Source organism: Nocardia transvalensis, assembly GCF_015477765.1.
GTDB lineage: Bacteria > Actinomycetota > Actinomycetes > Mycobacteriales > Mycobacteriaceae > Nocardia > Nocardia transvalensis_A.
On the sequence record NZ_JADLQQ010000020.1, the window covers coordinates 17,891 to 44,841 of the forward strand.

Sequence of the window (26,951 nt, forward strand, 5' to 3'; positions counted from 1 at the left end):
TTCTGATCATCGGCGCGGCCGTGATCGGGCTCGTGTTCTTCAGCCCGAAAAGAAGAGGCCCCGGCCAAAAACATGCCGGGGCAACCAAGAGCCACATTGTCGGGGCAACCAGAAGCGACGTTGCCGGGGCAACCAGAAGCCACATTGCCGGGGCCACCGGGGATTACGTCGCCGAGGTTTTCGAAGACCTCATTGCCGAGGCCTCCAAAGATCTCGCTGCCGCGGCGGCGACACCGTCGTCGCCGCGGCAGCGGGTCACTCCTCCAGTGCGCCCGGGGCGGTCTTGGAGACCGTCATCAGGAACTCGAGGTTGTTCTTCGTCTTCTTCAACCGGTCGATCAGCAGGTCGATGGCCTGGTGCGAGTCCAGGCCGGACAGCACCCGCCGCAGCTTGTGGATGACCGCGGTCTCGTCGGGCGACATCAGCAGATCGTCGCGGCGAGTGCCGGACGGCACCACGTCGACCGCCGGGAACACGCGGCGCTCGGCGATCTTGCGATCCAGCTTGAGCTCGGCGTTGCCGGTGCCCTTGAACTCCTCGAAGATCACCGTGTCACCGGTCGAACCGGTCTCCACCATGGCGGTGGCGATGATCGTCAGCGAGCCGCCGTTCTCGATGTTGCGGGCGGCGCCGAGGAACCGCTTGGGCGGATACAGCGCGGTCGAGTCGATACCACCGGACAGGATGCGGCCCGACGCGGGCGAGGCGTTGTTGTACGCGCGTCCCAGCCGGGTGATCGAGTCGAGCAGCACGACCACGTCCTGACCCATCTCGACCAGGCGCTTGGCCCGCTCGATGGCCAGCTCCGCGACCGAGGTGTGGTCGCTCGGCGGACGGTCGAAGGTGGAGGCGATCACCTCGCCGCGCACGGTGCGCTGCATATCGGTGACCTCTTCCGGACGCTCGTCGACCAGCACCACCATCAGGTAGCACTCGGGGTTGTTGGTCGCGATCGCGTTCGCGATGTCCTGCAGGATCGTGGTCTTACCCGCCTTCGGCGGGGACACGATCAGCGCGCGCTGACCCTTACCGATCGGCATGATCAGGTCGATGATCCGAGTGGTCAGCTTGTTGGGCGTGGTTTCCAGCCGCAGGCGCTGATTCGGATACAGCGGCGTGAGCTTGCCGAATTCGGGCCGGCGCTTGGCCGATTCGACGTCGGTGCCGTTGACGGTGTCCAGCCGAACCAGCGGATCGAACTTCTGCCGCTGGTTGCCCTGCTCGCCCTCGCGGGGAGCGCGCACCGCACCGGTGATGGCATCACCGCGGCGCAGGCCGTTCTTGCGGACCAGGTTCATCGACACGTACACGTCGTTCGGCCCGGCCAGGTAGCCGGAGGTGCGCACGAACGCGTAGTTGTCGAGCACGTCCAGGATGCCGGCCACCGGCTGTAGGACGTCGTCCTCGCGGATCTCGACCTCGCCGCCCCGGTTATCGCCGCCCTCGCGGTCGCGGCCGCGACGGCGCTCCCGGAACCGGCGACCGCGCCGACCCCGGCCGGACTCCTCGTCGGAGTCGCCCCGGGTGCCGTTCTGGGTGGCCTGGCCGCTCTGGTTCTGGCCGTTCTGCTGGTTGCGATCGCGACGGCGCTCGCCGCCCTCCTGCTCCGGCTTGGCCTCGCCACCGGCGGAATCGCCGGTCTGGGTCTCGGTGCTCGCCTCGGCGGTGGCCGTCGCGGCGGCGGCGCGCTGTTCGCGGCCCCGACGCTGCCGACCACGGCCGCGCTGACCGCCCTCGCGGCCGGTGTCCTCACCCGAATCAGCCGGGCGCGCAGCGGATTCGGCCGGTTCGGCCGAGGCCGCCGGCTTCTCGGCGGGCTTGTCGTCGACGACGCTGTCCAGCGTCGGCTGCTCGGCCCGGCCGCGATCCTTGCCCGACGCGTTCTTCGACGGCGCCTCGGCGGTGTTCACCGCGGACTTGGGCGCATCGGACTTCGACGCATCGGACTTCGGCTCGGCGGTTTTCGCCTCGCTGGCCTTGGACTCGTTTCGACCGCGCGTCGGCTTACCGGCCGCGGCGGCTTGATTTTCCTTGATGGCGGCGATGAGATCGCCCTTACGCATCCCGGATGTGCCTCGGATACCGAGCTCTCCAGCAAGCGCACGCAACTGCGGCAACAACATTCCAGTCAGCCCCGATCGTGCGACGTCGGTGTGTTCGCTCATCTTCGAAATCTGTCCGGAGTCACTTTCGCGGCTGCCCGAGGAACTTGCATTGGTTTCCACCCCGGGTGTCGCGAGCAGGTCCGTATCTGTCACGGAGATCCTTTCCTTCCCTCGATTGCCGTGTGCTTATTCGAGGGTTTCGTCCCGAAGCCCGATCATTGCGCCGAGCTCGGATGCCGTATCGCCTGCCCCGCCGGACCGGCGGCCGTCACCACCTGGGCTTCGGCCACCGGTTTACAAAGGTGGGAGAGATCATTCCAGTTGCTATCCCCGATGTCCGAGGCCCGAGTTCCGAGCCTGAGCAAGGAGCCTGCTGGAGCGATTGCCCTGATGAAGCACCGGCGTCTGACGCGCACGATGTACGGACGTGCTCAGGATAGCTCCCACCGTGCACCTCAGCAAGGCAGCCACGCCGTCAATCCACCCGCACACCGTCGGAGATGGCCGGAGTCACCACGCGAAGCCCGTCGGCAGCGGCAAGCTCGCGCAGCTCAGCGGGGAATTCGCCGACGCTCAGCGCCAGCACCGTCGGCCCGGCGCCCGACACGGTCGCGGCGATACCGGCCGAACGCAGCCGCGTGATCCACGCGGTGGTCAGCGGCAGGGCCGAGGCCCGATACCCCTGATGCAGCCGGTCCGCCGTCGCGGGGAGCAGCAGGTCAGGGCGCTGCGTCAAGGCGACTACCGCCAAAGCCGCGCGGCTGGCGTTGAATGCCGCGTCGCCGTGGGGCACCAACTCCGGCAGCAGGCCGCGGGTGTGCGCGGTCGACGAGCGATCCTCGGGGATCAGCACCGTCGCACACAACGTCGGGTGTGGATCCAAGCGCACCGCCCGGTAGGTTCGTGCGTGGTGATCCCCGACGCCATCGGCGCCGATATCGGCCGGGTGGTCGGTTTCGGTCCACGACACCACGATCCCGCCCAGCACGCTGGCGGCCGCGTTGTCGGGATGACCCTCGAATTCCGAAGCCAGCTGCACCAATTCGGCATTGTCGCAGGCCAGCCCCGGATCGAACTCGGCGGCCAGGCCGCGCCCCGCGGCCAGTCCGCCCACTACCGCCGCCGCGGAGGACCCCAGCCCCCGCGAGTGCGGAATCACGTTGCGGCACACCACATCCAGGCCGTCGGCCCAGACGCCCGCCGCTTCCAGCCCCCGTTCGATGGCTCGCACCACCAGATGCGAAGGGCCCCAAGGTACGTCGTCGGCGCCCTCGCCCTCCACCCGGATGGTCAGGCCCGACTCGGTCGTGCGCACGACGATCTCGTCGTGCAGGCCCAGGGCGATGCCCAGCGAATCGAAACCCGGCCCCAGATTGGCACTGGAGGCGGGCACCCGCGCGGTCACGGTGATACCGGGGGGCAGCGTCCGGGTCACACCGGCGCCTCGCTCTCGCAGCTGCCCTTCGCGCGAGTGCACGTCAGCCCAGCTCGAGTTCGCGCGCCACCGCGACGGGATCCACCGCGATCGCCTGGACTTCGGGCATGCCCGACAGCGCCGTGTCGGGGTCCTTGAGACCGTTGCCGGTCACCGTGCACACCACCGTCAGGCCCGCATCCAGCCAGCCCTCCTTGCGGGCGGCCAGCAGACCGGCCACGCTCGCGGCCGAGGCGGGTTCGACGAAGACGCCCTCGGTGCTCGCGATCAGGCGATATGCCGCGAGGATCTCCTCGTCGGTGGCGGCCCGGAAGGCGCCGCCGGACTCCTCCTTGGCAGCCACCGCACCGTTCCACGACGCGGGTGCGCCGATGCGGATGGCGGTGGCGATGGTCTCCGGATTCTTCACCGGCTCCCCGTTGACCAGGGGCGCGGCACCGGCGGCCTGGACGCCCAGCATGCGCGGGCGGGCCGCGGTGACACCGTCGGCGTAGTACTCGCTGTAACCCTTCCAGTACGCGGTGATATTCCCCGCGTTACCGACCGGCAGCGCGTGCACGTCCGGTGCCCTGCCGAGCACGTCGCAGATCTCGAAGGCGGCGGTCTTCTGGCCCTCGATGCGCGCCGGATTCACCGAGTTGACCAGGCCGACCTCCGGGAACTCGGAGGTCACCTTGCGGGCCAGCTCGAGACAGTCGTCGAAGTTGCCCTGCACCTGAATGATCTTGGCGCCCAGCATGACCGCCTGGGCCAGCTTGCCCATGGCGATCTTGCCCTGCGGGATCAGCACCGCGCAGTGCATGCCCGCGCGGGTGGCGTAGGCGGCGGCCGAGGCCGAGGTGTTGCCGGTGGAGGCGCACAGCACGGCCTTCTGACCGCGGGCCCTGGCATCGGTCATCGCCATGGTCATGCCGCGGTCCTTGAAGGAACCGGTCGGATTGGCGCCCTCGACCTTGAGATACACCTCACAGCCGGTGAGTTCGGACAGGTGGTGCGCGGGCACCAGCGGGGTGCCGCCTTCGAACAGCGTGACCGGCTCCCAGTCGGCGCCCACCGCCAGCCGATCGCGGTAGGCCGCGATCAGACCCGGCCACGCGGTATGAACCGGCGCTCCCGTCGTACTCATTCCTCGGTGCCTTCCAATCTCAAGACGCTGGTCACGGACGTGACCGACTCCAATTCGGCCAGTGCGGCCACGGTATCGGCCAGCGCCGACTCGGCCGCGTGGTGGGTGACCACGACCAGTCGGGCGCCCTCGTCGTGTCCCTCCTGGCGGACCGTCGAGATGCTCACACCGTGCTTGGCGAACTCGCCCGCCACCGCCTGCAGCACGCCCGTGCGGTCGGCGACCTGCAAATTCACGTGGTAACGCGTCGGTGTGTCGCCGATCGGCGCGATCGGCAGCTCAGCATAAACCGATTCACCCGGGGCGCGGCCACCGTAGAACTTGTTGCGCGCCGCCATCACCAGATCACCCATGACGGCCGAGGCGGTCGGCGCGCCACCGGCACCCTGACCGTAGAACATCAGCCGACCGGCGTTCTCGGCCTCCACGACCACGGCGTTGAACGCGCCGTCCACCGCCGACAGCGGATGTTTGCGCGGAATCAGCGCGGGGTAGACCCGCACCGAGATCCGTTCCTTACCGCCCTCGTCCGGTCCGGGCTCGCCGGGACCGGCGGGCACGCGCTCGCAGATGGCCAGCAGCTTGACCGTACAACCCACGGCCGCAGCGGTTTCCAGATCCTCGGAGGTGATCTTCGAGATGCCCTCGCGGTAGACGTCGGCGGCGGTGACGCGGGTGTGGAAGGCCAGCGAGGCCAGGATCGCGGCCTTGGCGGCGGCGTCGTAGCCCTCGACGTCGGCGGTCGGGTCGGCCTCGGCGTACCCGAGCCGGGTCGCCTCCTTCAGGGTCACCTCGTAGTCGGCGCCGGTCTCGTCCATCGCCGAGAGAATGAAATTCGTTGTTCCGTTGACGATTCCGACCACGCGGTTGACCCGGTCGCCGGACAGCGACTGGATCAGCGGGCGCACCACCGGGATCGCACCGGCGACGGCGGCCTCGAAGTACAGGTCGGCGCGGCTGCGTTCGGCGGCCGCGGCGAGCTCGCCGGTGTAGTCGGCCAGCAGCGCCTTGTTCGCCGTGACCACCGACTTACCCGCGTTGAGTGCGGACAGGATGAGTTTGCGGGCCGGATCGATGCCACCCATCACTTCGACCACCAGATCCACGTCGTCGCGCAGGACCAGGCCCTCGGCGTCGGTGGTCAGCAGTTCGGCGGGGATGCCGCGGTCGATGTCGATGCGCCGCACCGCGACTCCGCACAGCACCACCGGCGCGCCCACGCGCGAGCGCAGGTCCTCGGCGTGCTCGCGCAGGATCCGCACCACCTCGGTCCCGACATTGCCCATGCCGAGGACCGCGACCCCGATCGGACGATCGGACCCGAATGCACCTCTGTTACCGGCCTCGGTCATGCTTCCACCTCCAAGTTCAAAAGGTCCCCCACCGTCTCCCGGCGCAGGATCAACCGCGCCTGCCCGTCGCGCACGGCCACCACGGCCGGGCGCGTCAGCATGTTGTAGCGGCTCGACATCGAATAGCAGTAGGCGCCGGTCGCCGCCACCGCGATCAGATCGCCCGGGCCGACGTCCTCGGGCATCCAGACGTCGCGGATGACGATATCGCCGCTCTCACAGTGCTTTCCGACCACGCGTGCGACCACCGCGGCGGAATCGCTGCCGCGCGAGACCAATCGGCAGTCGTAGTCGGCCTGATACAGCGCGGGCCGAATGTTGTCGCTCATCCCGCCGTCGACGCTGACGTAGCGGCGACGTGCGCCGCCGTCGAGGCTGACGTCCTTGATGGTGCCGACCTCGTACAGGGTGACGGTGCCGGGTCCGGCGATGGCGCGGCCGGGCTCGACCGCGATGGTCGGCACGGGCAGCCCGGCCCGGGCCGCCTCTTCCGCGACGATGCGGCGCAGGTTCGCGGCGAAATCGCCCAGCGCGGGCGGGTCGTCGTGGGGCAGGTACGAAATACCAAGGCCGCCACCGAGGTCCAGGATATGGATCTGCTCTGTGCGCTCGACGCCGAACTTGTCGATGGCGTCGCGCAGCAGACCGAGCATGCGGCGGGCGGAGATCTCGAAGCCGTCGCTTTCGAAGATCTGCGAGCCGATGTGGCTGTGCAGGCCGACCAGGCGCAGGTTCTGCGCCTCGAACACCCGTGCCAGCGCCTCCAGCGCATCACCACCGGCGATCGAGAAGCCGAACTTCTGATCCTCGTGTGCCGTCGAAATATATTCGTGCGTGTGGGCTTCCACGCCGACGGTGACGCGCACCAGCACGTCCTGCACGACACCGGCGCGACCGGCCACGGCCTCCAGGCGCTCGATCTCGATCAGGGAGTCGACCACGATGTGACCAACGCCCGCGGTGACCGCCTCCTCCAGCTCGGCGACCGATTTATTGTTGCCGTGCAACGCGATTCGATGCGCGGGGAAGCCTGCGTGCAACGCGACGGCGAGTTCGCCGCCGGAGCAGACATCCAGGGACAGGCCCTCGTCGCGGACCCAGCGTGCGATCTCGCCGCACAGGAAAGCCTTGGAGGCGTAGTGAACCCGGGCATTCCCGCCGAATGCGCGGACCATATCCCGGCAGCGGGACCGGAAGTCGTCCTCGTCGACCACGAACAGCGGTGTACCGTACTGCTCGGCGAGCTCGGTCACGGGCACACCGGCCAGGTGCACCACACCGTCGGCATCGCGAGAAGCGTTGCGCGGCCACACATGTGCGGGCAGATCGATCATCTGCGCCGGATCCGTGGGTCGTTCGGGCAGACTCGGGGCATGCGGGATTTCGGCATGACGAGGCCCGGCCGGGTGCGCGCTCACAGTGGTTCCTTCCTCAGCGTTACCGGCCCCGCCGCGACGGGTCGACGATAGGGCGGGGCTACTCACATCCGCTCCGGCGCGCTCACACCCAACAGCCCGAGGCCGTTGGCCAGCACCTGACGGGTGGCGTTGACCAGCTCCAGCCGCGCGGCGTTGACCGGTGCGACGGGGTCGTCGCCCTGCGGCAGGATTCGCAGCGTCTTGTTGGTCTGGAAGCGGTGATAGGCGCCGGCCAACTCCTCGAGGTAGCGGGCGACGCGGTGCGGTTCGCGCAGGCTCGCCGCGCTGGCGACGACCGCCGGATACTCGCCGAGGGTGCGAATCAGCTCACCCTCCTCGTCGGCGGTCAGCAGCGCCAGATCCGCTGGGACACCGGCGAATCCGAATTCGGTGGCGTTGCGGCCGACGGCGCAGGTGCGCGCGTGCGCGTATTGCACGTAGTAGACCGGGTTCTCGGTGCTCTGCTTGGTCCACAGATCCAGGTCGATGTCCATGCTGGTGTTCACCGAGCTGCGCACCAGCGAGTACCGGGCGGCGTCGACGCCGATCAGCTCGACCAGGTCGTCGAGGGTGACGACGGTGCCCGCGCGCTTGCTCATCCGCACGGCCACGCCGTCGCGGACCAGGTTCACCATCTGGCCGATGAGCACCTCGACGGTGTTCGGATCGTCGCCGAACGCGGCCGCGGCGGCCTTCAACCGGCCGATGTAGCCGTGGTGGTCGGCGCCGAGCATGTAGATGCACAGATCGAAGCCGCGCGAGCGCTTGTTGTGGAAGTAGGCGATGTCACCGGCGATGTAGGCGGCGCTGCCGTCGCTCTTGATCACCACGCGGTCCTGATCGTCGCCGTACTCGGTGCTGGCGATCCACCAGGCCCCGTCCTTCTCGTACAGCTTCCCGGACGCCTTGAGCTGTTCGACGGCGCGGTCCACCTCGCCCGAGGCGAACAGCGAGCTCTCGTTGAAGTAGACGTCGAATTCGGTGCCGAAGTCGTGGAGGGTCTGTTTGATGTGCGCGAACATCAGCTCGACGCCCTCGCGGCGGAACAGCTCGTGCCGCTCGCCGGCGGGCAGAGTCGCCGCGTCCGGATGCGCGGCCACGATCTTGTCGGCGATCTCGCCGATATAGGCTCCGGCATACCCCTTCTCGGGCGTGGGGGCACCGGTGGCCGCGGCGACCAGGGATTCGGCGAAGCGGTCGATCTGCGCGCCGTGGTCGTTGAAGTAGTACTCGCGGGTGACGTCGGCACCCTGGGTGGCCAGAATCCGGCCCAGCGCATCGCCGACCGCCGCCCAGCGGGTGCCGCCCAGATGGATCGGACCGGTCGGGTTGGCCGAGACGAATTCGAGGTTGATCTTGGTGCCGGTCAGCGTGGTCGCACTGCCGTAGGCAGCCCCTACCTCCCGGATCTTCTCGAGGATCGCGCCCTGCGCCGCGGCGGCGAGGCGGATGTTCAGAAAGCCCGGGCCCGCGACCTCGGCGGATTCGATGCCGTCGGTGGCCGACAGCGCCTCGGCGAGCAGTCCGGCCAAATCGCGCGGATTGATTCCGGCCTTCTTGCCCACCTGCATGGCCACATTCGTGGCATAGTCACCGTGTTCGGGATTGCGGGGACGCTCCACCTTGACCTCGTCGGGCAGGATCGCAGGGTCTGATCCACGTTCGACAAGCACCTTCGCCGCGGTGGCACGAAGGAGATCTGCAAGGTCAGCTGGAGTCACGAGTCTCTATCCTATGGTCCGAGCGGGCGCATGCCGCCAGCGGGCACCTACGGGCAGGCACCCAGCAAACCGGGCCGGCAACACCAGCTTGCCGCATTGCGGGACCGTCCGACATATCGAAGAGAGCACATCAGCGATGCCGAACACCAGCGCGAAGTCGGCCAAGGCTATTCGTGCGGCCGCGAAATCCTCGCGGACCCGCAAAGCCGGCGGTGGTAAGCCGAGCGGTAAAAAGCCGGTCGGGAGCCTGATTCCGTGGTCGGTCATCGGTGCCGGGGTGGTGATCGTGGGCCTGATCGCCGCCCTGGCGGTCTACCTGGTGCCGAAGTATCAGGAGAAAGCCGATGCGGAGAAATTCACACCCAGCGCGGAAAAGAAGGACCCGTCCACCGAGATCCCCGGGGTGGTGAAGAAGGACTACCCGGCCGGTCTGCACGTGCAGGCCCCGCAGCGGGTGGCCTACGACATGAGCCCGCCGATGGGCGGCCCGCACGACCAGTCGTGGGCGGCCTGCACCGGTGTGGTGTACACCAAGCCGATCCGGACCGAGAATGCGGTGCATTCGCTCGAGCACGGTGCGGTGTGGATCGCCTACAACCCGGACAAGCTCGACGGCGCGGCCGTGGACCGGCTGAAGCAGCGGGTGCAGAACAAGCCCGCGATGCTGATGTCGCCCTATCCGGGGCTGGATTCGCCGATCGCGCTGCAGTCGTGGGGCCATCAGCTGAAGCTGGACAGCGCCGACGACAAGCGCATCGGCCGGTTCATCAGCGCCCTGCAGCTCAATCAGTACACCTATCCGGAGGTCGGGGCCTCGTGCGACAACCCGACCTTCAGCGCGGACAATCCGCCGCCGTTCGACCCCACTCCCCCGGGCCCCGATGCGACACCGATGGACGGTAAGGGCTTGACGCCGGATGTGACCGAGGGCGGCGGGATACCCGGCGGTATCCCGGGCATCCCCGGGCTGCCCGGTATGCCCGGCGTTCCCGGTGGTGCGCCGGGGCAGTCCGCGCCGCGGCTGCAGTAGTCGGTCGGTCGATGACCCCCGATACCTCCGCCCGCCAGCGGACGGCCCTGCTGGTGCTGGCCGCCGTCGGCCTGCTGCTGGCGGGCGTCGCGATCGGGCTGATGGCCCGAATCCCGTTGCAGGACCGGCCCGATGCGGCGCCCAGCGCGGTCGACACCGGGTTCTGTCAGGACATGTCGGTGCATCACGCCCAGGCCGTGCAGATGGCGGGCCTGGAGCTGGCCGGCGGCAGCGATCCGGATGTGCGGCGGCTGGCCTACGACATCCTCACCACCCAGCAGAACCAGGCCGGGCGCATGCAGGGCTGGCTGCAGCTGTGGGGTGAGCCGATGGTGAATTCCGACGGCTACATGGGCTGGATGACCGCCGCGGGTGGCCACCACGGCAGCGCACACCCGGCGTCCGGCTCGCAGCCGTCCATGCCGGGGATGGCAAACCCACAGGAACTGGAACAACTTCGCACAACCACCGGCCCCGCCCTGGACACCCTGTTCCTGCAACTGATGCTGCGCCACCATCAGGGCGGCGTGCCCATGATCGAATACGCCGCCACCCGCGCCGACACCGACGCCGTCCGCTCGCTGGCCGACAGCATGAACAAAACCCAGCAGGGCGAGATGCACCTCATGACCCGAATGCTCACCACCCGCGGCGCCACCCCCCTCCCCCCACCCTGAACCCCCGGGTCCACCCCGGTTTTTGGCACACGCCACCCAATGCGATACGCTTTCCCAGCCCGATCGGACGACGTGCAAACGGTGACGAACGGGTCCACCCCGCCCTCGTAGCTCAGGGGATAGAGCGTCTGCCTCCGGAGCAGAAGGCCGCAGGTTCGAATCCTGCCGAGGGCACGTACGAGTAAGGCCCTGACCAGCACACCACCGGTCGGGGCCTTTGTCGTGCCAAAGGTCAGCTGGCTTGGATGTCACGAGTTGTCACAACCTGCCCCAAAGTCTTCGCCGCCTCGGCCAGCGCGTCGTCCTGCGAATGGGTGTAGATCCTCGCTGTCACACTGGCATCCGCATGCCCGAGCCACGCCGCGATCACGGCCATCGGCACCTTCCGCAGATGCATCGTGGTACCGCAGGTGTGGCGTGCATCATGCAGGCGGATGTGACGGACACCAGCCTTCTTCACCATCTTCGCCCACCGATGAGTCAGCGTGTCCGGGTGGTAAGGGGTTCCATCCTCGTTACAAGCGACGTAATCACCATCCTGGTAGGCATCCCCGAGCGCCAGCTTCTCGGCCGCCTGGAGCCTGTGCGCCCGTCGTAGGACTTCCACCATCTCGTCGTCCATCGGCAGTGTCCGAATCGCGGCTTCCGTCTTCGGGTCGTCTTCCACGGCCTTGCCTTCAGCCGCCGCCCGACCGAGTTTGACCTTGAGAGTCTTGCGCGTGAAATCCACATCGCTCCAACGCAATCCGCCGATTTCGCTACGACGTAGACCGCTCAATGCCAGGAACCACAGATGGCCGTCACGGTTTCCCTCGAGGCTCTTGAGCACCTTCGAGACTTCCTCGGGTGTGTACGGTTTCGGCTTGGCAGCCTTACCACGCTTGGGCTTGATCGCAACGGCAACGTTGTCCGACACCAGCTTTCGTTCCTTCGCGTAGTCGAGCACCATCACCGTGGTTTCCACGGTCCGCTTCAGCGACCGTGTGGCCCACGGGCGACGGATGTTGCCCTTCTCGGTCTTCGTCCCTCCCTTCTTCAACGCAGTGATCAGGTTATCGAGGTGCTTGCGAGTCAGCTTCTGCACCGGCAGGTTTCCGTACTGCTCGCGCAGCGGTGCCAAGTTGTACTTGTAGCCGCCCAAGGTGGTCCGCCGTGCCCAATGCAGACTTTCCAGCCAGTCGGCGCACACCTCTTCGACCGTGACATCCTTGCGCGGTATGAAGTTGCCGGATGCAGCCTGATCCAAGAATTTCGCCAGCGCGGCCCGAGCCTCCTTCTCGGTCTTGTACCGACGCCGGACCTGGTGCCGCTTGCCGGTTTCAGGATCGCGGCCAGCATCCACCACCACCTCGTACCGGACGACCTCCTTCTTGGTCCGGCGATCCGTCACCATGATCTTGGAGATCTGCGGGGGCAACTGTTGCCGACTCATGCCGCCGCTCCGTCCAACTTGGCGATGTAGTCGACTACGGCTTGCTCGGTCACGAACCGTCTCCGGCCGATCTTCACCGACCGCAGCTCACCCGATGCGATCAGTTCGTAGTACTTACTGTGCCCGATTGGAATCCGCTTCCGAACTTCCTTCTCGTCCAACAGCCGCGACATATCCCGCATCCCTCCTACGCCGCTTCCCGAACTGCCGAAATTTCGTGCCCGTCAGGCGGTTTAGCGGCCAGCTGGGCTCTGAGGTATTCCGCCCGCCATCTGGTCCTGCGGGAGATGGCGCCCATGATCAGGTGCTCCCGAAGCGGGCGATCCTTGTCGCCAGGCTCCACCGGTGTCACCTTCAGATGTGAGGTGTCCGGTTTCTGGATGCCGACCGAGGCGAGCAGTTGCCGAACGAATTCGGCGCGGTCGGCTTTGTGGTCCGGGAGGGTCTTGCCGCTCCAGCGTCGTGACACCAGCACGCGGCGACCGGGCAGGCCGAGGGTGTCGCGGCGGTGGGCTTTGCCCTTGCAGCGGCCGGGGACTGTCTTCTCGGTGGCACCTACGGGGACGATGCCGTATTCGAGCCAGACCGGGCAGCGGGGCGAGCAGGGCACCTTTTGCAGTTCGGCGTGGAGGCGGTCGTAGTGGTCGGCCGCGCGGTCCGAGCGTGGTTCGACGATTTCGCTGATCGATTTGACCAGGTACTTGGTGACGTAGCCGATGGTTCGGCCGGCCTTTTCGGCGATCACGCCTTTGATGTGCTTGCGGTCCATCTGCTCGCCGAACCGCACCACATGCGCCGGATCCAGGTCGTCCACCGAGTCCAGGCGGTCCAGGGCGTCATCCCAATAGGTGAGGGCGTGCCCGGTGTCGGGGTCGACGAAGGTGGTCTTGCGGTAATCCCACACCGGCTGGTGCTGGCCGCCGTAGACGCGGTTCTCGGGGTCGAAGTGCGGCCACCACACTTGGTGGTAGGTCGCGGCGGTCACTTGCCGAAGAATCTCGCGGGAGATCGCACCCCGGATCAGGATGTGCAGATGCGGGGCACCACGGCGTTGAGGCTCCACGGTGGCGAAGTACTGGACATCCCAGCCGACCGCCCGCCGCAGGTTCTGAATCCACCGGTCGACCAGCTTGGAGAAGAACACGATGTCGCGAGCCTGCCGGACGTAGTCATAGGAGCCGGGGTTCACCGGGCAACCATCAGAGCAGGATTGCCCCTTGTCGTCGGTGGCGCCGTCGGAGTTGATCCTCCCGTAGGAGGGCATCGTGAGCGTGACAAACATGCTCGGTTGATGCCCTCCGGCGAACACCTTGCCGATGGTGCGTTTCTCCACCTTGCGGCGAGGCAGGTTAGGCACGTCCTGGCGCCGCCTGGTCGACCGCCGCCGCCGATCCTTCCCGGTTGCATCCAAGGCCGGGAGCCGACCACGTAGACCCGTTTCCCGCAGTTCGCGATCCAGCTCGAGCACGTCGTCGCGGATGTCGGCGGCCTGGTCCTCATCCCCGTCCGCGAGCGCTTCCCGGAACCGGGCGGCCAAATCGGCACGGGCGGTGAGCAATTCGATCTGCCGCTCGGTCGGGTCGGTCTTGTAGTCCACCGACTCTTCGGCCATGTGCCAGCCCTCACGGCATTGGGCAATCCGCAGGGCGCGATGGGCTTTGGCACAGGCCGGGCACACCGATTCGATCGTGGACTTGCACGGCGCACCCTCGTACGTGACCGTCCCAGTTTTCAGGTCTTCCACCCGCATCGGGATCGGCCGCTGGCACACGCCGAACTTCTCCGCGGTGGCCTGGGCGATCTCGAACAGGTTGGGTAGGGAGCGCCGCTGTGCGGCAGTCTCCTTCGCAGTCGAAGCAGTGGCGTTTTCGTTCATCAAGCAGCGTCCTTCATCCGGCCAAGACCGTCGATACGAGGCAGAGCGATCGTTTCAGCGAGCGAATCCCGTTGCCGCATAACCAGTTCCATCACACCCGGACCGATGACGGTGGCCCGGCAGTCATGAGCGCCGAAGGCGTGGGCAATGTGGGCGGTGCGGTTGGCGTAGTCGTCCGGGCACTGGCCTTCAAGCATCCGTACCCGCAGCCGATCCACCGCCTCCCCGATCTCGACACCCACCAGACGCGGCACCAACGTGGACTCACCACGGATCACGGTCAGATGGCAGGCTTGCAGCCGCCTGCTCCAGCGGCTCCGATAGCGCCACCAAGCCAGGAACCGGCGTCGCGCCCGCGAGGTGAGCCACCGCTCGAAGGTCTGCGGGCTCCGTAGCCGCCACAGCACCATCACCGCGATGAACACCCCGACCACCACGACACCCAGCACCCACGACACCCAGACACCCACAGCCACCGCGAACCCGATCGGGACCGAGACCATCGGGAACAACACCACCCACCACACCAGCACCACCGCAGCCTTGAGAGCCAGCCACACCAGCTCCATCACCGCTTCGGCGATCAAATCGAACGGGTCTTTACCCCGCTCGCTAGTTCTCGATGCCATAACAGCTCTTCCTTGTTCAGTCGTTGCGGTACAGGTGGCTCAACCACCCACTTGCCTGCTCGAGGTGATGACCCGCCGACGAATGCGCTCGCGCAGCGCAGCGCAGCAGATCAGCGGCCTGGTGAGCAGTGGCCTGCACCTGGTCGCGGCGACCGTCCGGATTGTCGTGGCCGAACCGATCGGTGTGGGTGGACTCATCCCCCATACGGATGGCCCAATTACCCAGGCGGTCAAGCACATCGGTGGCACGCTGATCGGCCGCGAGCAGCTGCCCGACCAAGGTGTGTGCGTCTGCGGGATCGGACAGCAGCCTGCGAGTACCGGTGCTGGTGGAATGGCCCAGGTAGCGCCACAGCTCTGCAATGGCCGCCGCAGCGGAAATCACCGACTCGGTGGTGTACGGGCCGTCGAGGCGCCAGGTGCGTCGCACCAGATCTATTCCGGCTTCAGCCGACATGACGGCTCTCCTTCCGGCGGGATTCGGGTCGGGGCAGGTCCAGAGTCAACTGGGTCGGCAGCTCGTCCTCACCGTTCCAACTGCGCCACATGCCTTCCTCTGAATTCCGGTACACCACAACCGCTTTGGTGCTCGCATTCCGGAGTGCTGCGGCGTAGATCGCAGCGTCGGCCGCTCCCCGGGCGTAGGGCAGGGGACGGATGGTGCGGCCGATCTTCACGCCCCACTGCACGCGCTTGGTGGTCATGCGGCCCAGTCCTCTCCACCGTCGTCGTCCAGGCCGGTATCCCATCCGGGCACGTCGCCCGTTTCAGCGAGCAGATGCACCGCGATCGAGGCCGGATCCATCCCGGCGCGTTCGAATTGGCAGCGGCGGCGCGACCGGATATGGACCACGGCGTCGATGTCCTCGCGGTCGATGTGGCGAGTCGAGGAGGTGTGGACACGGCGGATGTTCATGGGAGAGCCTCGATTTCGGGGATACCGCACCGGTCACAGGCGCGGGAACGGGATTTCGTACCCAGCGGCCACGCCGTGGTCCGCCAGGTGTCGGGGAAGAGATGACCGTGTTCCCTGCATGTCGCCGTGGCCATACAGCCGTCGCAGAGGACGCGGTCACCGTCGTAGGCCCAGCCGATCCCCGCACCCCGGTGGGTGATGTAGGCGATCGCTTGGGCGACGGAGTCGAAGCAGATCGACTCGTTATTGTTCTCGCAGTAGTGGTCTCCGCAGATGTCGCAGTAGATGACCACGTGTTCCTCAATTACGAATCCGGATTTCATGCCGCCATGCCTCCCCCATTGCCGAGGTCTTCGTCGCCGAGATCGTCGGGATCGAAGCCGCTGTAGTCCTCCGCAGGAGCGGTGTCGGGTTGATCTGGGGCGTAGGCGGCGACGATGGCGTCGGCGTCCTCATCACTGATCCAGAACGCCCGCACCCGCACGAACTCGGCAGTGCCGTCCTCACCCACGTAGCCGACACCGGGTGTGGTGTCCGGGATCTGGTCACACCGGGCACCGCGATCGCGCGAGCCTTGGCCGTGCACCATCGTGGTTTGGGTCGGCTCATCCAGCCGCAACCCGATCCGGACCGGGAACAGCTGCCTGTTGGGCATCGTCTCCTTCGACGGGTCCTGCAACGCGGCGACCACCGACACCCCGACCGCGCGGCCCTTCGACAGCAACAGACCCGTCAGGCGCCGGAACTCCTCCTGCTGCTCACGGGTGGCGTAGGAGGACAGCGCCGCGGCTTCATCAACAATGATCAGGATCAGCGGCTCATCCGCGCTGGGGACGAGCTTGCGGATACCGGCCTCGCGCATCCGGGCCGCGCGTTCCTCCATGATCGTGACCGCTTCGCCCAGCATCGCCAGGATGCCATCGGCGGTCCATTCGAACCGCACCCACAGTTTCGAGCCGCGACCGAATTCCATGCCGCCCTTGGGATCTGCCATCCACACATCCACGAGTCCGGCTTTGATCGCGGGCCCGATCCCGGCGATGATCGACCACAACACCGATCCCTTGCCCGAGCCGGTCGCCCCGGCAAGCAGGATGTGGGCATACAGCACTTTCAGCAGCCAGGGCCAGCCGTCTTCGCGGACGCCGACCGGGACCGCCTCCAGGTCCACCTCGTTGTGAACCACCTCCGGCGCCGTTGCCGGGGCAGCGAGCGTGTCGTGCACGCGCACCTGAAGACGGACCCAGCCCGGATCGGCCGGCTGCGCGGTCACCCGATCCACCCCCATATAGGCGGCCAGCTCGTCCAGGGTCTTCTCGTCGGTCCAGTCCCGCAGCGACTGACCACCCAGCATCCGAATCTCGACCGTCAGACCGTGCAGGTCGTAGTCGTAGAACTCGACATACGGGAAGCCCTTCTCCGGCGCTCCCAGGCCCAGAGTTGCGAACATCAGATCCGTGTAGAACGGGTCGGCGAACACATGCACCGCCGCCCGCAACCGCGCCGGGGCATCCGCGACAATCTCCGCCACCGTGGCCGGTCGGACGACCCTTCGGCTGGGCCAGGGCAGTAGCCAGGCACCGAACCCGATGGCCCCCACTAGGGCGACGGCAAAGGGAATCAACTCAGACATCGGAAGAAGCTCCTCATCAGGAGACCGCGAGCGACGGCGCCTCGTGCTGCACCGGCCGCGGAGGACGAATAGGACGCACTGGCACCACAGCCGGGCGACTCTGCGGAACTGTGACCGGCACAACCGGTTTCGGCTCAATAGTGGAAGTAGTAGCGGCATCCGGTGCTTCGTCAGGGAACTCATCGGTAACCAGGCCCGGGTCTGGCACCAAGGCCGAATGCGGTTGTGCCGCACGCACAAGCACGGCCAAGCCGTGAGTATCGGCTAGAAGGGAGATCGGGGCGATAGCCGCCACCAGCGCCGACGCCCAGGCCGGAAGGTCATGTCCGGCAGCGACCGCGTGCAGGGAGTTCCCGGCGATCGACACCGCAGCCCCCGCTGCGAGCACCCACACGAACCAACGCCGTTCCCGTGAAGCAGCCAGCACCAGCACGCCGAGGGTGGCCTGGATGATGGTTCCGTCGATCACCACCGGCAGACACCATGCCCAGCCAGCAGGAATATGCGCCAGCTTGGCCAGATCCCGGAGGGCGGCGAACGAGAGTACGAACGCCGCCGCTCCCACCCCGACGATGGTGACCACCGCGAACACCCGCGCTAGGCGCATGCTCACGGCAGCCGTTCCACCCGTACTCATGATCAGGCCGCCTTACGGCCCGTGTCGGCCGGAGGCTGCTTGTGGCCGGAGTTGTCACCCTTGATCCCAGTCGCGCGGTACTGGTAGCCCAGGTACTTGAACTCCCCCTGACCCATCACCTTCGGCTCAGCTGTCAGGCCCTCGAGCTCGATCATCCGCATCCCGGTACCCGGAACGATCTCCTCAGTGACCGGGACCGGCTGCACCGGAGCCACAAAGATCAGCTCGAAGCTCTTCCGCTTCGCCTTGTCCTGGTGCGGATCAGTCACTGATGCCGTCCACAACGGCAGCCCTGTCCCCTCCCCTGTCTTGGGATCGAAGTCGAACATCTGCTCCGCAGGAGCATTCGGGTTCGGGTTGTACTTCACCGCCGGGGCAATCTCGCCCTGGAGCACGAGGCCCTGCGGGAATGCCTCTCGGAACTCGACTGGGAACTGGTAGCCCTTCTTGATCGCCATGTTTGAACCCCTTGTGTCAGTCGCTAATTCGGCTGTCGCGAGCACCGAAGGTGGCGCGATGGGATTCAGTGTATACACAGTTGTGTATACGCACAAGCCTTTGCGTATACACAGGTTGCTACCTGGATCGCGTCAGCGCTGTAAATGAGCATTGACCTGTGCGTATACGCAGTTGCGTATACTGAGCTGACACCTACACCGGCACACGATCGAAGGGATTCAGCTCCATGCCAGAACCGGCCTACGTGTCGATCGCAGGGGAGTACGCCCGCCAGATACGCAGCGGGGAACTCCGCCCCGGAACCCAGCTGCGCAGCTACGCCGAACTCGCCGCCCAGCACGGCGTCTCACAAATCGTCATCCGGAAGGCAGTCGAGCTACTGCTCAGCCAGGGATTAGTGCGAACGGTCGAACGCCGGGGAACCTTCGTCGCCGACAGACCCAACCTCGTTCGTGTGTCCCCCGAACGTCAGATGGAGAGCCCGGAAATGACGTACACCCGAGAGACGGACAGCGAGATCACCATCGACCGCGACACCCAGCGCGTCCCCGCCTCCGATGAACTCGCCGAGATCTTCGGCATCTCACCCGGCACCGAGATCACACATGTGATCACCCTCGCTGCCGAGGGCGGCCGACCGATCTCTATCTCGGACACCTACCAGCCCCTCGACGTCCACGGCACCTCGGACGCCACCCTCCTCGAGGAGACCCTCACCGACAAGATCCCCCCGCTGTCGCACGCCGAATGGCTCGGTACTCCGCCGGGCGACCTGGTGAAGGCAGTTCACCAGCGGTTCTTGACCGACGACGACCGCGTCATCATGGTGTCGGATGTCTCCTATCCCCGAGATCGCTACGAAGCTTTCGTATTTCGCATGCGACTGGAGTACGACACCGACAACGGCACTAGCGACAACTAATCGGCGTTGCGAAAGCCCGGCCGATCGCACGCTCATCGGAGCTATGATCGGCCGGGCTATCTTCATGTCTCGCTAGGGTCGCACCCAGGCTTGTGCGATGTCGCCGAGATTCCACCACGAAACATGTTGTGCGTCAGTGGTTTCCACCTTCCACACCTCCTCCAGACGTTCGAAGAAGGCGTCATCACCGGTCTTCCCGCCCTTCGGTTCGCCGATGAATACCAGCCGCCGACCACCGGCTTCTTCGAACGCTCGCAGTGCCTCCGACGCCATCGAGTCTCCCCAGCCGGGAGGCCAGCACAAGAACAACACACTGTCTGCCTTCGGCTCGCGAGCGAACGCCTTGAGGTCGCCGACCCGGTGCCACACGTCCGCCTGCCCGACTCCACCCGGAAACGAGACGTTGTCCCCCTCGTTCGGTGGCTGCGAATCGTACGCCGCGACGTCGACACCGATCCTTGCCAGCTGAGCAGCCCAGTAACCCCGGCCCGCACCCAGCTCCAATACCTTTCGGCTCCCCGCGAATCGCTCAATCCACCGCAACGTCTCCGGCGAGGGAACCGCATACGCATAGGCCGCTTGCAAAATCGTTGCGGCATAACCCAACCGGGCGCTTCCTCGCGGACTGCCACCATCGACCACCCGGCGCCCCGCGAACGTCGACACCGACGGCTCCACGATGTCCCAGTACGGATTCCCGGTCGGCGATTCACCGCCCGTCATATAGTGCACAAACCGCAGATCGAATGCAGCATCTGCACTGTCGTTCCCAGTCCCAGGCAACCTCGCTGCCGTGTCCAGATAGTCCGCCACCTGCGGATACGCCGCCCGCAACCGCTGCTCATCCTCCAGCAGCGCCGCCAGCTCGGTCCGCCGTTCCGTCGTCAGCACGAGGCCAGTCATGTAGCCATTCTCTCGACGCCCGTGCACCTTCGCGATCTATTGCCGAATTCAGCCATACAGGATCAAGAGCGCCTGCGGCGGCGCTGCGCGCCGCCGCCGCGCTGCGACGCGCAGCGCGGGGCTGATGAAGCGTCGCCCCGGCGCGTCGGCACGTCGGCAGCGTGCCCACCGCCGCAGGCGCGTTCGGCTCCCGTATGGGCTCACTTCTCCGTAACCGAACAGTGCTGGGCACGCTGACAGGCGTACCGGCATACCTTCCGCGGTTGATCACGGAATCGGCCGGGCCTCAGCTCAAGCACCCCGCTGTGGTCACGGTGCCCCAATGGTCCGTTCATTCAGCTCGCGAAGCTCGTCGAGTCTCGTAGTCACCACCCACAGTCGGTCAGCTAGGCCGCTCACTTCGGCTACCGCCCATCTCTGTTCCATTGCGTACTTGCGGTAACGGCTTCGGCTGACGTGGTACACATCACCTCGGTGCTCATCAGTGCGTGGGGAATGAGGCTCGCACTGGTCGTCCTCCCAATAGCCCCGGGAGCAGTCCGCCGACCATTGACCGTGCATCACAACATTCCGCTCGTCTTTTAGCCGCGCTGCCTCACTCAGCAGTTCCCGAATCTCACGTCGGTAGCCCCTGGGATGCGGCGACCAGACATCATCAGCGGCAAGTGTCTTCCCGTTAGCAATCAGCCAGTCCATCGACTGCCCTTCGAACAGCAGTCGCGCTGCATCCGTCGCGAGCACGCCAGCCAGATCCGCGGTTGTCGCGCGTAACGCATCCTCTAATTCAGCACTGGCGACAGCAACCGAACCAATAGCCGACACGAGTGCCACGGGAAGTCTCGCGCGGCTCTCATCTGCATTCATGCTCGCTGATTCTCCTGAAGCCCGACCAGATTCGCATGCAATTTCTTGCCACGGCTACGGGTGCACCATGGGTCGAGTCCCCGCCTTCCTCATGGCCCCGATTGTCTCGCTCCAGCCGATCGCGTCAAGGACCACCTTCGGTGTCCGCTACGCGGTGCCTATCGGCATCCTTGACCCGCCCGTCTTCCGCTGAGTGCGGCCAGTATGAGGAAGGTGGGGAGAAGTAGGATGCGAGGCAGACAGACGACCTATCCGCTGGTATGGCGGCCGTTCGATGTCACCACAGTGTCACAAGTACTCCGGATACCATCGGACAGCCGAGTACGGAACCGACAAGAACCGGTACGGTGGCGATCGACAAAACACCTGTTCAGACCGGCCAAATCTGCCTCCGGAGCAGAAGGCCGCAGGTTCGAATCCTGCCGAGGGCACATACCGCAGCAGCGACCATATGGCAAATAGCGCTAGTACCAGCGGATTCCAGGTATCAGCCAACAGACCATATGGTCCGTTGCGGGGAGTTATGGCGGCCACACTGGAGAGTATGTGGAGAGCAGGGCAGCAGGTTCGAGCCTGCCAGGCCCTGGGGACTCGACTACCGACCTCTAACCCGGAAAGCCCCCGTACCAGTTCGAACCGATTCCGGTGCACACAGCTTCGAGTCATCGGTCATGATCGACCCCTCCGGCGTGTCGCGGCCGCGACACGCGGACAACTTTTTTCACTGGCATCCAGTTAGCAATCCAGCCAACTGCCGTCGCTGTCGCTGTCTGTGTCCGCCGGTGACCATCGCCGTATCAGACAGCCGCAGGCTGCGGCTGACCTGGCTCGAAACCCATCAGCGGCCGGTCGCCCACACCGAGCAGACTCTGGCCAACGAGTATCTGGCTCGAAATCGCGGCAACTTGACCGAGTACCAGAAGGTGGTCGCCGACGTGCTCGAACAGCAGGTCACTTGCGCTCGCCGGACCGCACCGGTCCCGGTGCTGTCCGAGCACGACCTCCTGGAAGCACAACGTGACCCCGAGGCCGTCGCGTCGCGGTTCGGGATCAGCAACTCCGCCTTGTCGGACCTGATCACCGGGCGCCTCGACACCGTGGTCGCGGGATGTGTCGACAACCTCCACAGTCCGCACTCGCCAGCCGGAAAGCCTTGCCGTGCTTCGTTTCTGTTGTGTGTGTCATGTCCGTGCGCGCGGGCGACGCCGACGCACCTGCCCGTCCAGGTGCTCGTGCACGACGCTCTGGTCGAGCGGCGCGCGGATATGACGCCGATGCGCTGGGCGCAGCGTTTCGCCGAGCCGGTGACCCGGCTTGCCGATCTCATCGACCAGCATGCGCCCACCGCCGTCGCGGACGCGCGAACCCATGTCGACGCGGACACACGGGCGTTGGTTGAGCGGTTCCTGACCCGAGGGCTGGATCTCGCATGATCACAACCACGACCGTCGCGTGCGCATCAGAGATCGGCCGGCCCGGCCCGGACACGCTGGTGCTGGCCAACCGCAAGCTCCGGCCCGGCACCGACCATTCCCTGCTGTCGCGGTTCGGGCAGGACCGCTGGGTGCTCACCCCAGCGGTGCTGCACAAACACGCGAACGCCACGGCGACCGATTTCGGCGAGGTGCCCGAACAGTTCCGGGGGCCGGTGAAGCACATGGTTTGGCTGCTACTCAATCACGACTTCACCTCCACCGCGTTGGCCTACCAGTTCACCGCGGCTCAACCCGCCGTCAGCACCGTGATAGAGCGCGCCGTGACCACGGCGATGCTCGGGAACCAAGGTCAATTCCGGCACCGATCGCACCGGTCCCGGCGCGCACAACACCGCGTCGCACAGCTCGAACAACTCATCGCTGCGCGTAGTCAGACACGCGAAGAACTCGCCCCGCATGCGTGACAGTTCCGCGAACGCTTCCCCTGCCCCGTCGGCAACCGGCACACTCACCCTCAGGCCTTCGTCGTCTTCATGTGTGTTTCCATGGCCGGAACACATGATCGACGAAGGCCGTCTACCTGTCCGCCGAATCCTCAAGCAGGCCAAACGGTTTCAAAACCGAGGATAAAGAACAAGCTAAGTCTAACAACCGATTCGGGTTCACCGAGGACCGTCCGGCGAAGCGAGTCGCTGACCATGACAGCTGACCAGTAGGCTGGGGTTTGATTATCAGTAATCTGGGGGTTTGATGGCTGATCCTGATCCCTCTGGTGATGACCGGGGCAGTTCGGCACGAGCACTCTTTGCCGCTCAGCTGATGGAGCTGTGGAAAGCTGCGGGCAATCCGACTTTGCAGAAGGTCGCGACAGCCGCCGATGCGCGAATGAGCGCTGCGCGGGCGTCGGGTCGCGGCCGCCGCGTCTCGATGCAGCGCATCAGTGACTGGCGCTCCGGCCGCAATGTGCCGTCGCGGTTCGAAACCTTCGAACCGGTGCTGCTGACGCTGATCACGTGGGCCCGTGCGGCACCCGACCAGCAGTCGCGCGCGCTGCTGGAACGGATGGCGTGGCAGCGTCTGTGGAAGGCCGCCGCTACCGAACCCGATACGGCAGGCGATACCACGGCGCCCCCGACGGTGACGACCGCGCTGCGACGGGATATCGACATCTTCGTCGGCCGGGAAAACGACATACGTCGAATCATCGACGCGGCCGGGCCGAACCGGGTGGTGTCGATCCACACCATCGACGGTATGCCGGGGGTAGGCAAAACCGCGCTGGTTACCCGGGTCGCGCACCTGCTGGCCAACCAGTTCCCCGACGGCCGGTTCTTCGTCGAGCTCAACGCCCACACGCCCGGACAGCACTGCGCCGAACCCTTCGATGTCCTGGCTACGCTGCTCACCGATCTGGGAATCGCGTCCGGCCGTATCCCCGGCACCCTCGCCGCTCGTCGTGATCTGTGGCGAGACCGCGTGTCGGACAAGCGGATTCTGCTGGTACTGGACGACGCCCGCGATCACGCCCAGATCGAGCCGTTGCTCCCGTCCGGGCCCGCCTGCCTGACGTTGATCACCAGCCGCCGAAGGCTCGTCGCCCTCGAAGGCGCCCTGCCGCTGGCGCTGGATACCCTGGAGCCCGCCCACGCCGCCGACCTGTTCTGTCGCCTGGCATACCGCGATCCGAGCGGTGCGGACATCACCGCGGTCGCCGAGATCGTCCGGCACTGCGGATATCTCCCGTTGGCGATCGCTTTGCTGGCCGGGCGTCTGGCCCACCACCCTACCTGGACCATCGCCGATTTGGCCGCCGACTTCGCCGGCACGCGCAATCGGCTTGCCGAACTCGACGTCGGCGCCCGTGCCGTTCGCGCCGCGTTCACTACCTCCTACCAGAACTTGTCGCCTCGGCAGCAGTACCTCTTCCGGCGATTGGGCCTGCATCCCGGCCCGGATCTCGACCCCTACGCCGTTGCGGCCCTGAACGACATCCCAGTTTCCCGGGCACGCCGAGCGTTGGAAGCTCTCTACACCGATCACCTGATCGACGAAACCACTCGGGGCCGCTACCGATTACACGATCTAGTGCGCGAGTACGCCCGCACCCTCGCCGAAGACGATCCCGTCGACGACCGCAACCGAGCCGTCGACAGGCTCTTCCACTACTATTTGAGCACCGCCCGTGCCGCCACTCGGGGGAAGCCGCCCGATGCCCCGCCCGCAGCGGCACCGGATGTTTCCACTCTGACCTCCGCGCTCGCGTGGATGCGCTCGGAGCGTGCCAATCTGCTGGCCTGCTTGAAATTCGCCGCAGCCGACAATCAACTGTCCCGCGTCCTCGGTCTGACCAGGGCGCTCACCAGTGAGTTGGAGCTATACGGCCCCTGGCAGATCGCCATCCCGTATCTCCGGCGCAGAGCCGGTCGCCGGCACACCCGAGAAATCGTCGGCGATGTCAGCGACACCACACTCATGCCGATGGATCTGGGTTCGGCGGACTATCTCACCGACGACTGCTCTCTTGCGGCCGACCTGTTGCAGCAGGTACTGGATACCCACGGCGACATCGACGACGGAACTCGCGCGTTCGCCCTGCGCACCCTGGTGTGGACCCGCTTCCTGGCCGGCGATCACACCCTGGCGGTAGGGGTGTTGGAGCGGGCGCTGGCCACCTTCCGGATGCTCGGGGACCGACAGGGTGAGGCTTTCGCCCGCCACCTCCTGGGTTGGCTCGGATACCTCACCGGCGACGACTCCGTCGCGGTCGAATTCGTGCAGCAGGCGCTGACCATTTATCAGGACATCGGCAACCGTGCCGGGGAAGCCTTCGCCCTCAGTGTTCTCGCAACGGTGTACATCCACAACGGCGACTATTCATCCGCAGCCGATGCACTGCGGCGGGCAGCGTCGATCCACCGGGAAACCGGCCAGCGATCCCACGGAGCCGTTGTCGGCATACTGCTGGCGGCGCTGCACATCGTGACGGACGATCATCCGGCCGCAGTCGATTTGCTCCAGCAGGTGCTGGCGACGTACCAGGATACGGGCAATCGACCCGGTGAAGCCTTCATTCTGAATATGCTGGGTTGGATTCGGCTGGTGACCGGCGACTACCCGGCTGCCGCCGATCTGATGCAGCAGGCATTGGCGATCTTTCGGGAGATCGGCGTCAACCGATTCGGCGAGGCGTCGGCCCTGCAAAATCTGGGCAGAGTGCGGTACCTGGAGGGGGACTACGAGGCCGCGGTCGACCTCATCCAGCAGGCGCAGACGATCTACGACACGATCGGCAACCGTGTCGGTATGGCCGAAGCACTCGGCAATCTTGGCTGGGTGCGGTATCTGACCGGGGACCAACCGGGTGCCGAGGAGCTGCTGCGCCGGGCATTGACGATGTGCCGAGACATCGACCACCGAGCCGGTGAGCTCGAGTCACTCAATCGAATCGGTGCGCTATTGACCGACTCCGGCGATCTCCGGCAAGCCTTGGCCATCTATGACGAGGCTTTGCGGCTGGCGCGTCGCGTGCGGAGTTCGATCGAGCAGGCACGGGCCCTGGAAGGATCCGCGCGATGTCGAGTGCGCCTTGGCGACCGCGTCACGGCCAGGGCCGAGTTGCACGAGGCGGTGCGGCTCTACGAACGCATCGGCGCCGCCGAGACCGAATCTGCCACAGCATTGCTCGCGGAGCTGTAGACATCGGTTCCCCGTGCCGCCGGAGGTTGGAGGCGTGCGGACGGGGCTTGGCCGCGACCCTGGCGAAGGCCCTTGCCACCGCCGATGAATGTCAGCGTTCACTCAATTCCCCACCCAGTCGTTCACGGAATGCCGCAGGTGGTGGGTCCTAGATGATGTTCTACCCGACCTCCTTCCGGGATGCTTTGGATTCGTTCTTGGTGCCGGGGCGTTTGTTGGGCCGGTAGGATGGCCCGTTCATGAATACTTGGTGGCTGGTGTTGATCAGTCTGTCCAGAAGTGATTCTGCAACAACGGGGTTCGGGAACAGTGGATACCAGTCGACCGGGCCGCGGTTCGAGGTGAGGATCATCGAGCCGCCGCTGGCGGCGCGTTCGGAGATCAGTTCGTAGAGGTCGTCGGCCTGGGCTGCGGTGAGTTCGCGCATCCCGAAGTCATCGAGTAATCCCGATCTCGGGATTACTCGATTTATACCGACCCGGTGATTATCCCGATGTCGTGGGTGGTTGACATGAGAGTTGCTGTGCGCTCGCGCCGTGCGCCTTGAGCCACCGACAGTCGCGAACCAGCGAGAGAAACCGCGAGGATCGGCAGGCACCCAGGGCGGGTGGCCTCATCGGTGAATCTCGACGGCGACCTCAAGAGCCATGAGGTGGCATCGGTAAAATCTGACGTCGCGATCT

Annotated in this window: 25 protein-coding genes, 2 tRNA genes and 1 pseudogene; 8 read left to right on the forward strand and 20 right to left on the reverse strand. The window is 66.1% G+C overall.

What is annotated here, in order from left to right:
* Positions 1-255: 255 nt before the first annotated feature.
* The 6 genes from rho to argS all read right to left on the reverse strand — a co-directional run bounded on the left by rho (position 256) and on the right by argS (position 9,158).
* On the reverse strand, positions 256-2,166 hold the full coding sequence (gene rho, locus IU452_RS37625; RefSeq protein WP_228819428.1) for a transcription termination factor Rho: 1,911 nt from the start codon (positions 2,164-2,166) through the stop codon (positions 256-258).
* Positions 2,167-2,581: 415 nt separating this feature from the next.
* The gene (gene thrB, locus IU452_RS37630) at positions 2,582-3,541 is read right to left on the reverse strand and encodes a homoserine kinase (protein WP_195114056.1); all 960 of its coding nucleotides are present in this window, start codon (positions 3,539-3,541) and stop codon (positions 2,582-2,584) included.
* Positions 3,542-3,584: 43 nt separating this feature from the next.
* Entirely contained in the window at positions 3,585-4,667 is a 1,083-nt protein-coding gene (gene thrC, locus IU452_RS37635; protein ID WP_195114057.1) for a threonine synthase, read from the reverse strand.
* Positions 4,664-6,019: a homoserine dehydrogenase gene (locus tag IU452_RS37640; protein ID WP_195114058.1), complete on the reverse strand. Its 1,356-nt coding sequence runs from the start codon at positions 6,017-6,019 to the stop codon at positions 4,664-4,666. Before IU452_RS37640 ends, thrC begins: the two co-directional genes overlap by 4 nt.
* Complete coding sequence (gene lysA, locus IU452_RS37645; protein WP_195114059.1) at positions 6,016-7,437, reverse strand: diaminopimelate decarboxylase; 1,422 nt, start codon at positions 7,435-7,437, stop codon at positions 6,016-6,018. The genes IU452_RS37640 and lysA overlap by 4 nt, the downstream gene beginning before the upstream one ends.
* Positions 7,438-7,499: 62 nt before the next feature.
* The gene (gene argS / locus IU452_RS37650) at positions 7,500-9,158 is read right to left on the reverse strand and encodes an arginine--tRNA ligase (protein ID WP_195114060.1); all 1,659 of its coding nucleotides are present in this window, start codon (positions 9,156-9,158) and stop codon (positions 7,500-7,502) included.
* Between the two features lie 136 nt (positions 9,159-9,294).
* On the opposite strand from argS, the gene IU452_RS37655 reads away from it, so the two are divergent.
* The 3 genes from IU452_RS37655 to IU452_RS37665 all read left to right on the forward strand — a co-directional run bounded on the left by IU452_RS37655 (position 9,295) and on the right by IU452_RS37665 (position 11,039).
* The gene (locus IU452_RS37655) at positions 9,295-10,188 is read left to right on the forward strand and encodes a DUF3105 domain-containing protein (protein ID WP_195114061.1); all 894 of its coding nucleotides are present in this window, start codon (positions 9,295-9,297) and stop codon (positions 10,186-10,188) included.
* A gap of 11 nt (positions 10,189-10,199) precedes the next feature.
* Entirely contained in the window at positions 10,200-10,865 is a 666-nt protein-coding gene (locus IU452_RS37660; protein WP_195114062.1) for a DUF305 domain-containing protein, read from the forward strand.
* Between the two features lie 101 nt (positions 10,866-10,966).
* Positions 10,967-11,039, forward strand: a tRNA-Arg gene (locus IU452_RS37665).
* 58 nt (positions 11,040-11,097) lie between these two features.
* Here IU452_RS37665 and IU452_RS37670 read toward each other — a convergent pair.
* The 11 genes from IU452_RS37670 to IU452_RS37720 are packed head-to-tail and all read right to left on the reverse strand — an operon-like array spanning position 11,098 to position 18,446.
* On the reverse strand, positions 11,098-12,297 hold the full coding sequence (locus IU452_RS37670; RefSeq protein ID WP_195114063.1) for a tyrosine-type recombinase/integrase: 1,200 nt from the start codon (positions 12,295-12,297) through the stop codon (positions 11,098-11,100).
* Positions 12,294-12,470 carry a helix-turn-helix transcriptional regulator gene (locus IU452_RS37675; protein WP_195114064.1) on the reverse strand — a complete coding sequence of 59 codons (177 nt, stop codon included), beginning with the start codon at positions 12,468-12,470 and terminating at the stop codon, positions 12,294-12,296. The genes IU452_RS37670 and IU452_RS37675 overlap by 4 nt, the downstream gene beginning before the upstream one ends.
* 14 nt (positions 12,471-12,484) lie before the next feature.
* Positions 12,485-14,173, reverse strand: a complete 1,689-nt coding sequence (locus IU452_RS37680; RefSeq protein WP_228819429.1) for a helitron helicase-like domain-containing protein — start codon at positions 14,171-14,173, stop codon at positions 12,485-12,487.
* On the reverse strand, positions 14,173-14,802 hold the full coding sequence (locus tag IU452_RS37685; RefSeq protein ID WP_195114065.1) for a hypothetical protein: 630 nt from the start codon (positions 14,800-14,802) through the stop codon (positions 14,173-14,175). Before IU452_RS37685 ends, IU452_RS37680 begins: the two co-directional genes overlap by 1 nt.
* A gap of 16 nt (positions 14,803-14,818) precedes the next feature.
* A complete protein-coding gene (locus IU452_RS37690; RefSeq protein WP_195114066.1) occupies positions 14,819-15,259 on the reverse strand; it encodes a hypothetical protein in 441 nt (146 codons plus the stop codon).
* A complete protein-coding gene (locus IU452_RS37695) occupies positions 15,249-15,506 on the reverse strand; it encodes a hypothetical protein (RefSeq protein WP_195114067.1) in 258 nt (85 codons plus the stop codon). Before IU452_RS37695 ends, IU452_RS37690 begins: the two co-directional genes overlap by 11 nt.
* Positions 15,503-15,718, reverse strand: a complete 216-nt coding sequence (locus IU452_RS37700; RefSeq protein ID WP_195114068.1) for a hypothetical protein — start codon at positions 15,716-15,718, stop codon at positions 15,503-15,505. Before IU452_RS37700 ends, IU452_RS37695 begins: the two co-directional genes overlap by 4 nt.
* Positions 15,715-16,041, reverse strand: a complete 327-nt coding sequence (locus IU452_RS37705) for a hypothetical protein (protein WP_195114069.1) — start codon at positions 16,039-16,041, stop codon at positions 15,715-15,717. The genes IU452_RS37700 and IU452_RS37705 overlap by 4 nt, the downstream gene beginning before the upstream one ends.
* Positions 16,038-17,351 (reverse strand): FtsK/SpoIIIE domain-containing protein, encoded by a 1,314-nt coding sequence (locus tag IU452_RS37710; protein ID WP_195114070.1) that lies wholly within the window; start codon positions 17,349-17,351, stop codon positions 16,038-16,040. The genes IU452_RS37705 and IU452_RS37710 overlap by 4 nt, the downstream gene beginning before the upstream one ends.
* Positions 17,352-17,367: 16 nt before the next feature.
* Entirely contained in the window at positions 17,368-17,934 is a 567-nt protein-coding gene (locus IU452_RS37715; RefSeq protein WP_324193042.1) for a DUF2637 domain-containing protein, read from the reverse strand.
* Positions 17,935-17,990: 56 nt separating this feature from the next.
* A complete protein-coding gene (locus IU452_RS37720) occupies positions 17,991-18,446 on the reverse strand; it encodes a hypothetical protein (protein WP_195114071.1) in 456 nt (151 codons plus the stop codon).
* Between the two features lie 227 nt (positions 18,447-18,673).
* On the opposite strand from IU452_RS37720, the gene IU452_RS37725 reads away from it, so the two are divergent.
* A complete protein-coding gene (locus IU452_RS37725) occupies positions 18,674-19,369 on the forward strand; it encodes a GntR family transcriptional regulator (RefSeq protein WP_195114072.1) in 696 nt (231 codons plus the stop codon).
* Positions 19,370-19,441: 72 nt separating this feature from the next.
* Here IU452_RS37725 and IU452_RS37730 read toward each other — a convergent pair whose 3' ends face one another.
* Positions 19,442-20,272, reverse strand: a complete 831-nt coding sequence (locus tag IU452_RS37730) for a hypothetical protein (RefSeq protein ID WP_195114073.1) — start codon at positions 20,270-20,272, stop codon at positions 19,442-19,444.
* Between the two features lie 309 nt (positions 20,273-20,581).
* Positions 20,582-21,136 carry a hypothetical protein gene (locus IU452_RS37735; protein ID WP_195114074.1) on the reverse strand — a complete coding sequence of 185 codons (555 nt, stop codon included), beginning with the start codon at positions 21,134-21,136 and terminating at the stop codon, positions 20,582-20,584.
* A 367-nt stretch (positions 21,137-21,503) separates the two neighbouring features.
* On the opposite strand from IU452_RS37735, the gene IU452_RS37740 reads away from it, so the two are divergent.
* From IU452_RS37740 to IU452_RS37755, 4 genes are all read left to right on the forward strand, one after another.
* A tRNA-OTHER gene (locus IU452_RS37740) sits at positions 21,504-21,564 on the forward strand.
* Between the two features lie 354 nt (positions 21,565-21,918).
* A complete protein-coding gene (locus IU452_RS37745) occupies positions 21,919-22,569 on the forward strand; it encodes a hypothetical protein (RefSeq protein WP_195114075.1) in 651 nt (216 codons plus the stop codon).
* Positions 22,566-23,036: a hypothetical protein gene (locus tag IU452_RS37750; protein WP_195114076.1), complete on the forward strand. Its 471-nt coding sequence runs from the start codon at positions 22,566-22,568 to the stop codon at positions 23,034-23,036. The genes IU452_RS37745 and IU452_RS37750 overlap by 4 nt, the downstream gene beginning before the upstream one ends.
* 355 nt (positions 23,037-23,391) lie before the next feature.
* Positions 23,392-26,268, forward strand: a complete 2,877-nt coding sequence (locus tag IU452_RS37755; RefSeq protein WP_195114077.1) for a tetratricopeptide repeat protein — start codon at positions 23,392-23,394, stop codon at positions 26,266-26,268.
* A gap of 160 nt (positions 26,269-26,428) precedes the next feature.
* Here the strand turns inward: IU452_RS37755 and IU452_RS37760 are convergent.
* A pseudogene (locus IU452_RS37760) lies at positions 26,429-26,713 on the reverse strand (ATP-binding protein); the annotation flags it as partial.
* Positions 26,714-26,951: the final 238 nt, after the last annotated feature.

What these genes read in the sequence shown, in the direction of transcription:
- rho (WP_228819428.1), bottom strand. Translation starts at nt 2,166, where the DNA reads ATGAGCGAACACACCGACGTCGCACGATCGGGGCTGACTGGAATGTTG.
- thrC (WP_195114057.1), bottom strand. Translation starts at nt 4,667, where the DNA reads ATGAGTACGACGGGAGCGCCGGTTCATACCGCGTGGCCGGGTCTGATC.
- IU452_RS37640 (WP_195114058.1), bottom strand. Translation starts at nt 6,019, where the DNA reads ATGACCGAGGCCGGTAACAGAGGTGCATTCGGGTCCGATCGTCCGATC.
- IU452_RS37655 (WP_195114061.1), top strand. Translation starts at nt 9,295, where the DNA reads ATGCCGAACACCAGCGCGAAGTCGGCCAAGGCTATTCGTGCGGCCGCG.
- IU452_RS37660 (WP_195114062.1), top strand. Translation starts at nt 10,200, where the DNA reads ATGACCCCCGATACCTCCGCCCGCCAGCGGACGGCCCTGCTGGTGCTG.
- IU452_RS37670 (WP_195114063.1), bottom strand. Translation starts at nt 12,297, where the DNA reads ATGAGTCGGCAACAGTTGCCCCCGCAGATCTCCAAGATCATGGTGACG.
- IU452_RS37675 (WP_195114064.1), bottom strand. Translation starts at nt 12,470, where the DNA reads ATGTCGCGGCTGTTGGACGAGAAGGAAGTTCGGAAGCGGATTCCAATC.
- IU452_RS37680 (WP_228819429.1), bottom strand. Translation starts at nt 14,173, where the DNA reads ATGAACGAAAACGCCACTGCTTCGACTGCGAAGGAGACTGCCGCACAG.
- IU452_RS37685 (WP_195114065.1), bottom strand. Translation starts at nt 14,802, where the DNA reads ATGGCATCGAGAACTAGCGAGCGGGGTAAAGACCCGTTCGATTTGATC.
- IU452_RS37690 (WP_195114066.1), bottom strand. Translation starts at nt 15,259, where the DNA reads ATGTCGGCTGAAGCCGGAATAGATCTGGTGCGACGCACCTGGCGCCTC.
- IU452_RS37695 (WP_195114067.1), bottom strand. Translation starts at nt 15,506, where the DNA reads ATGACCACCAAGCGCGTGCAGTGGGGCGTGAAGATCGGCCGCACCATC.
- IU452_RS37700 (WP_195114068.1), bottom strand. Translation starts at nt 15,718, where the DNA reads ATGAACATCCGCCGTGTCCACACCTCCTCGACTCGCCACATCGACCGC.
- IU452_RS37705 (WP_195114069.1), bottom strand. Translation starts at nt 16,041, where the DNA reads ATGAAATCCGGATTCGTAATTGAGGAACACGTGGTCATCTACTGCGAC.
- IU452_RS37710 (WP_195114070.1), bottom strand. Translation starts at nt 17,351, where the DNA reads ATGTCTGAGTTGATTCCCTTTGCCGTCGCCCTAGTGGGGGCCATCGGG.
- IU452_RS37720 (WP_195114071.1), bottom strand. Translation starts at nt 18,446, where the DNA reads ATGGCGATCAAGAAGGGCTACCAGTTCCCAGTCGAGTTCCGAGAGGCA.
- IU452_RS37725 (WP_195114072.1), top strand. Translation starts at nt 18,674, where the DNA reads ATGCCAGAACCGGCCTACGTGTCGATCGCAGGGGAGTACGCCCGCCAG.
- IU452_RS37730 (WP_195114073.1), bottom strand. Translation starts at nt 20,272, where the DNA reads ATGACTGGCCTCGTGCTGACGACGGAACGGCGGACCGAGCTGGCGGCG.
- IU452_RS37735 (WP_195114074.1), bottom strand. Translation starts at nt 21,136, where the DNA reads ATGAATGCAGATGAGAGCCGCGCGAGACTTCCCGTGGCACTCGTGTCG.
- IU452_RS37750 (WP_195114076.1), top strand. Translation starts at nt 22,566, where the DNA reads ATGATCACAACCACGACCGTCGCGTGCGCATCAGAGATCGGCCGGCCC.
- IU452_RS37755 (WP_195114077.1), top strand. Translation starts at nt 23,392, where the DNA reads ATGGAGCTGTGGAAAGCTGCGGGCAATCCGACTTTGCAGAAGGTCGCG.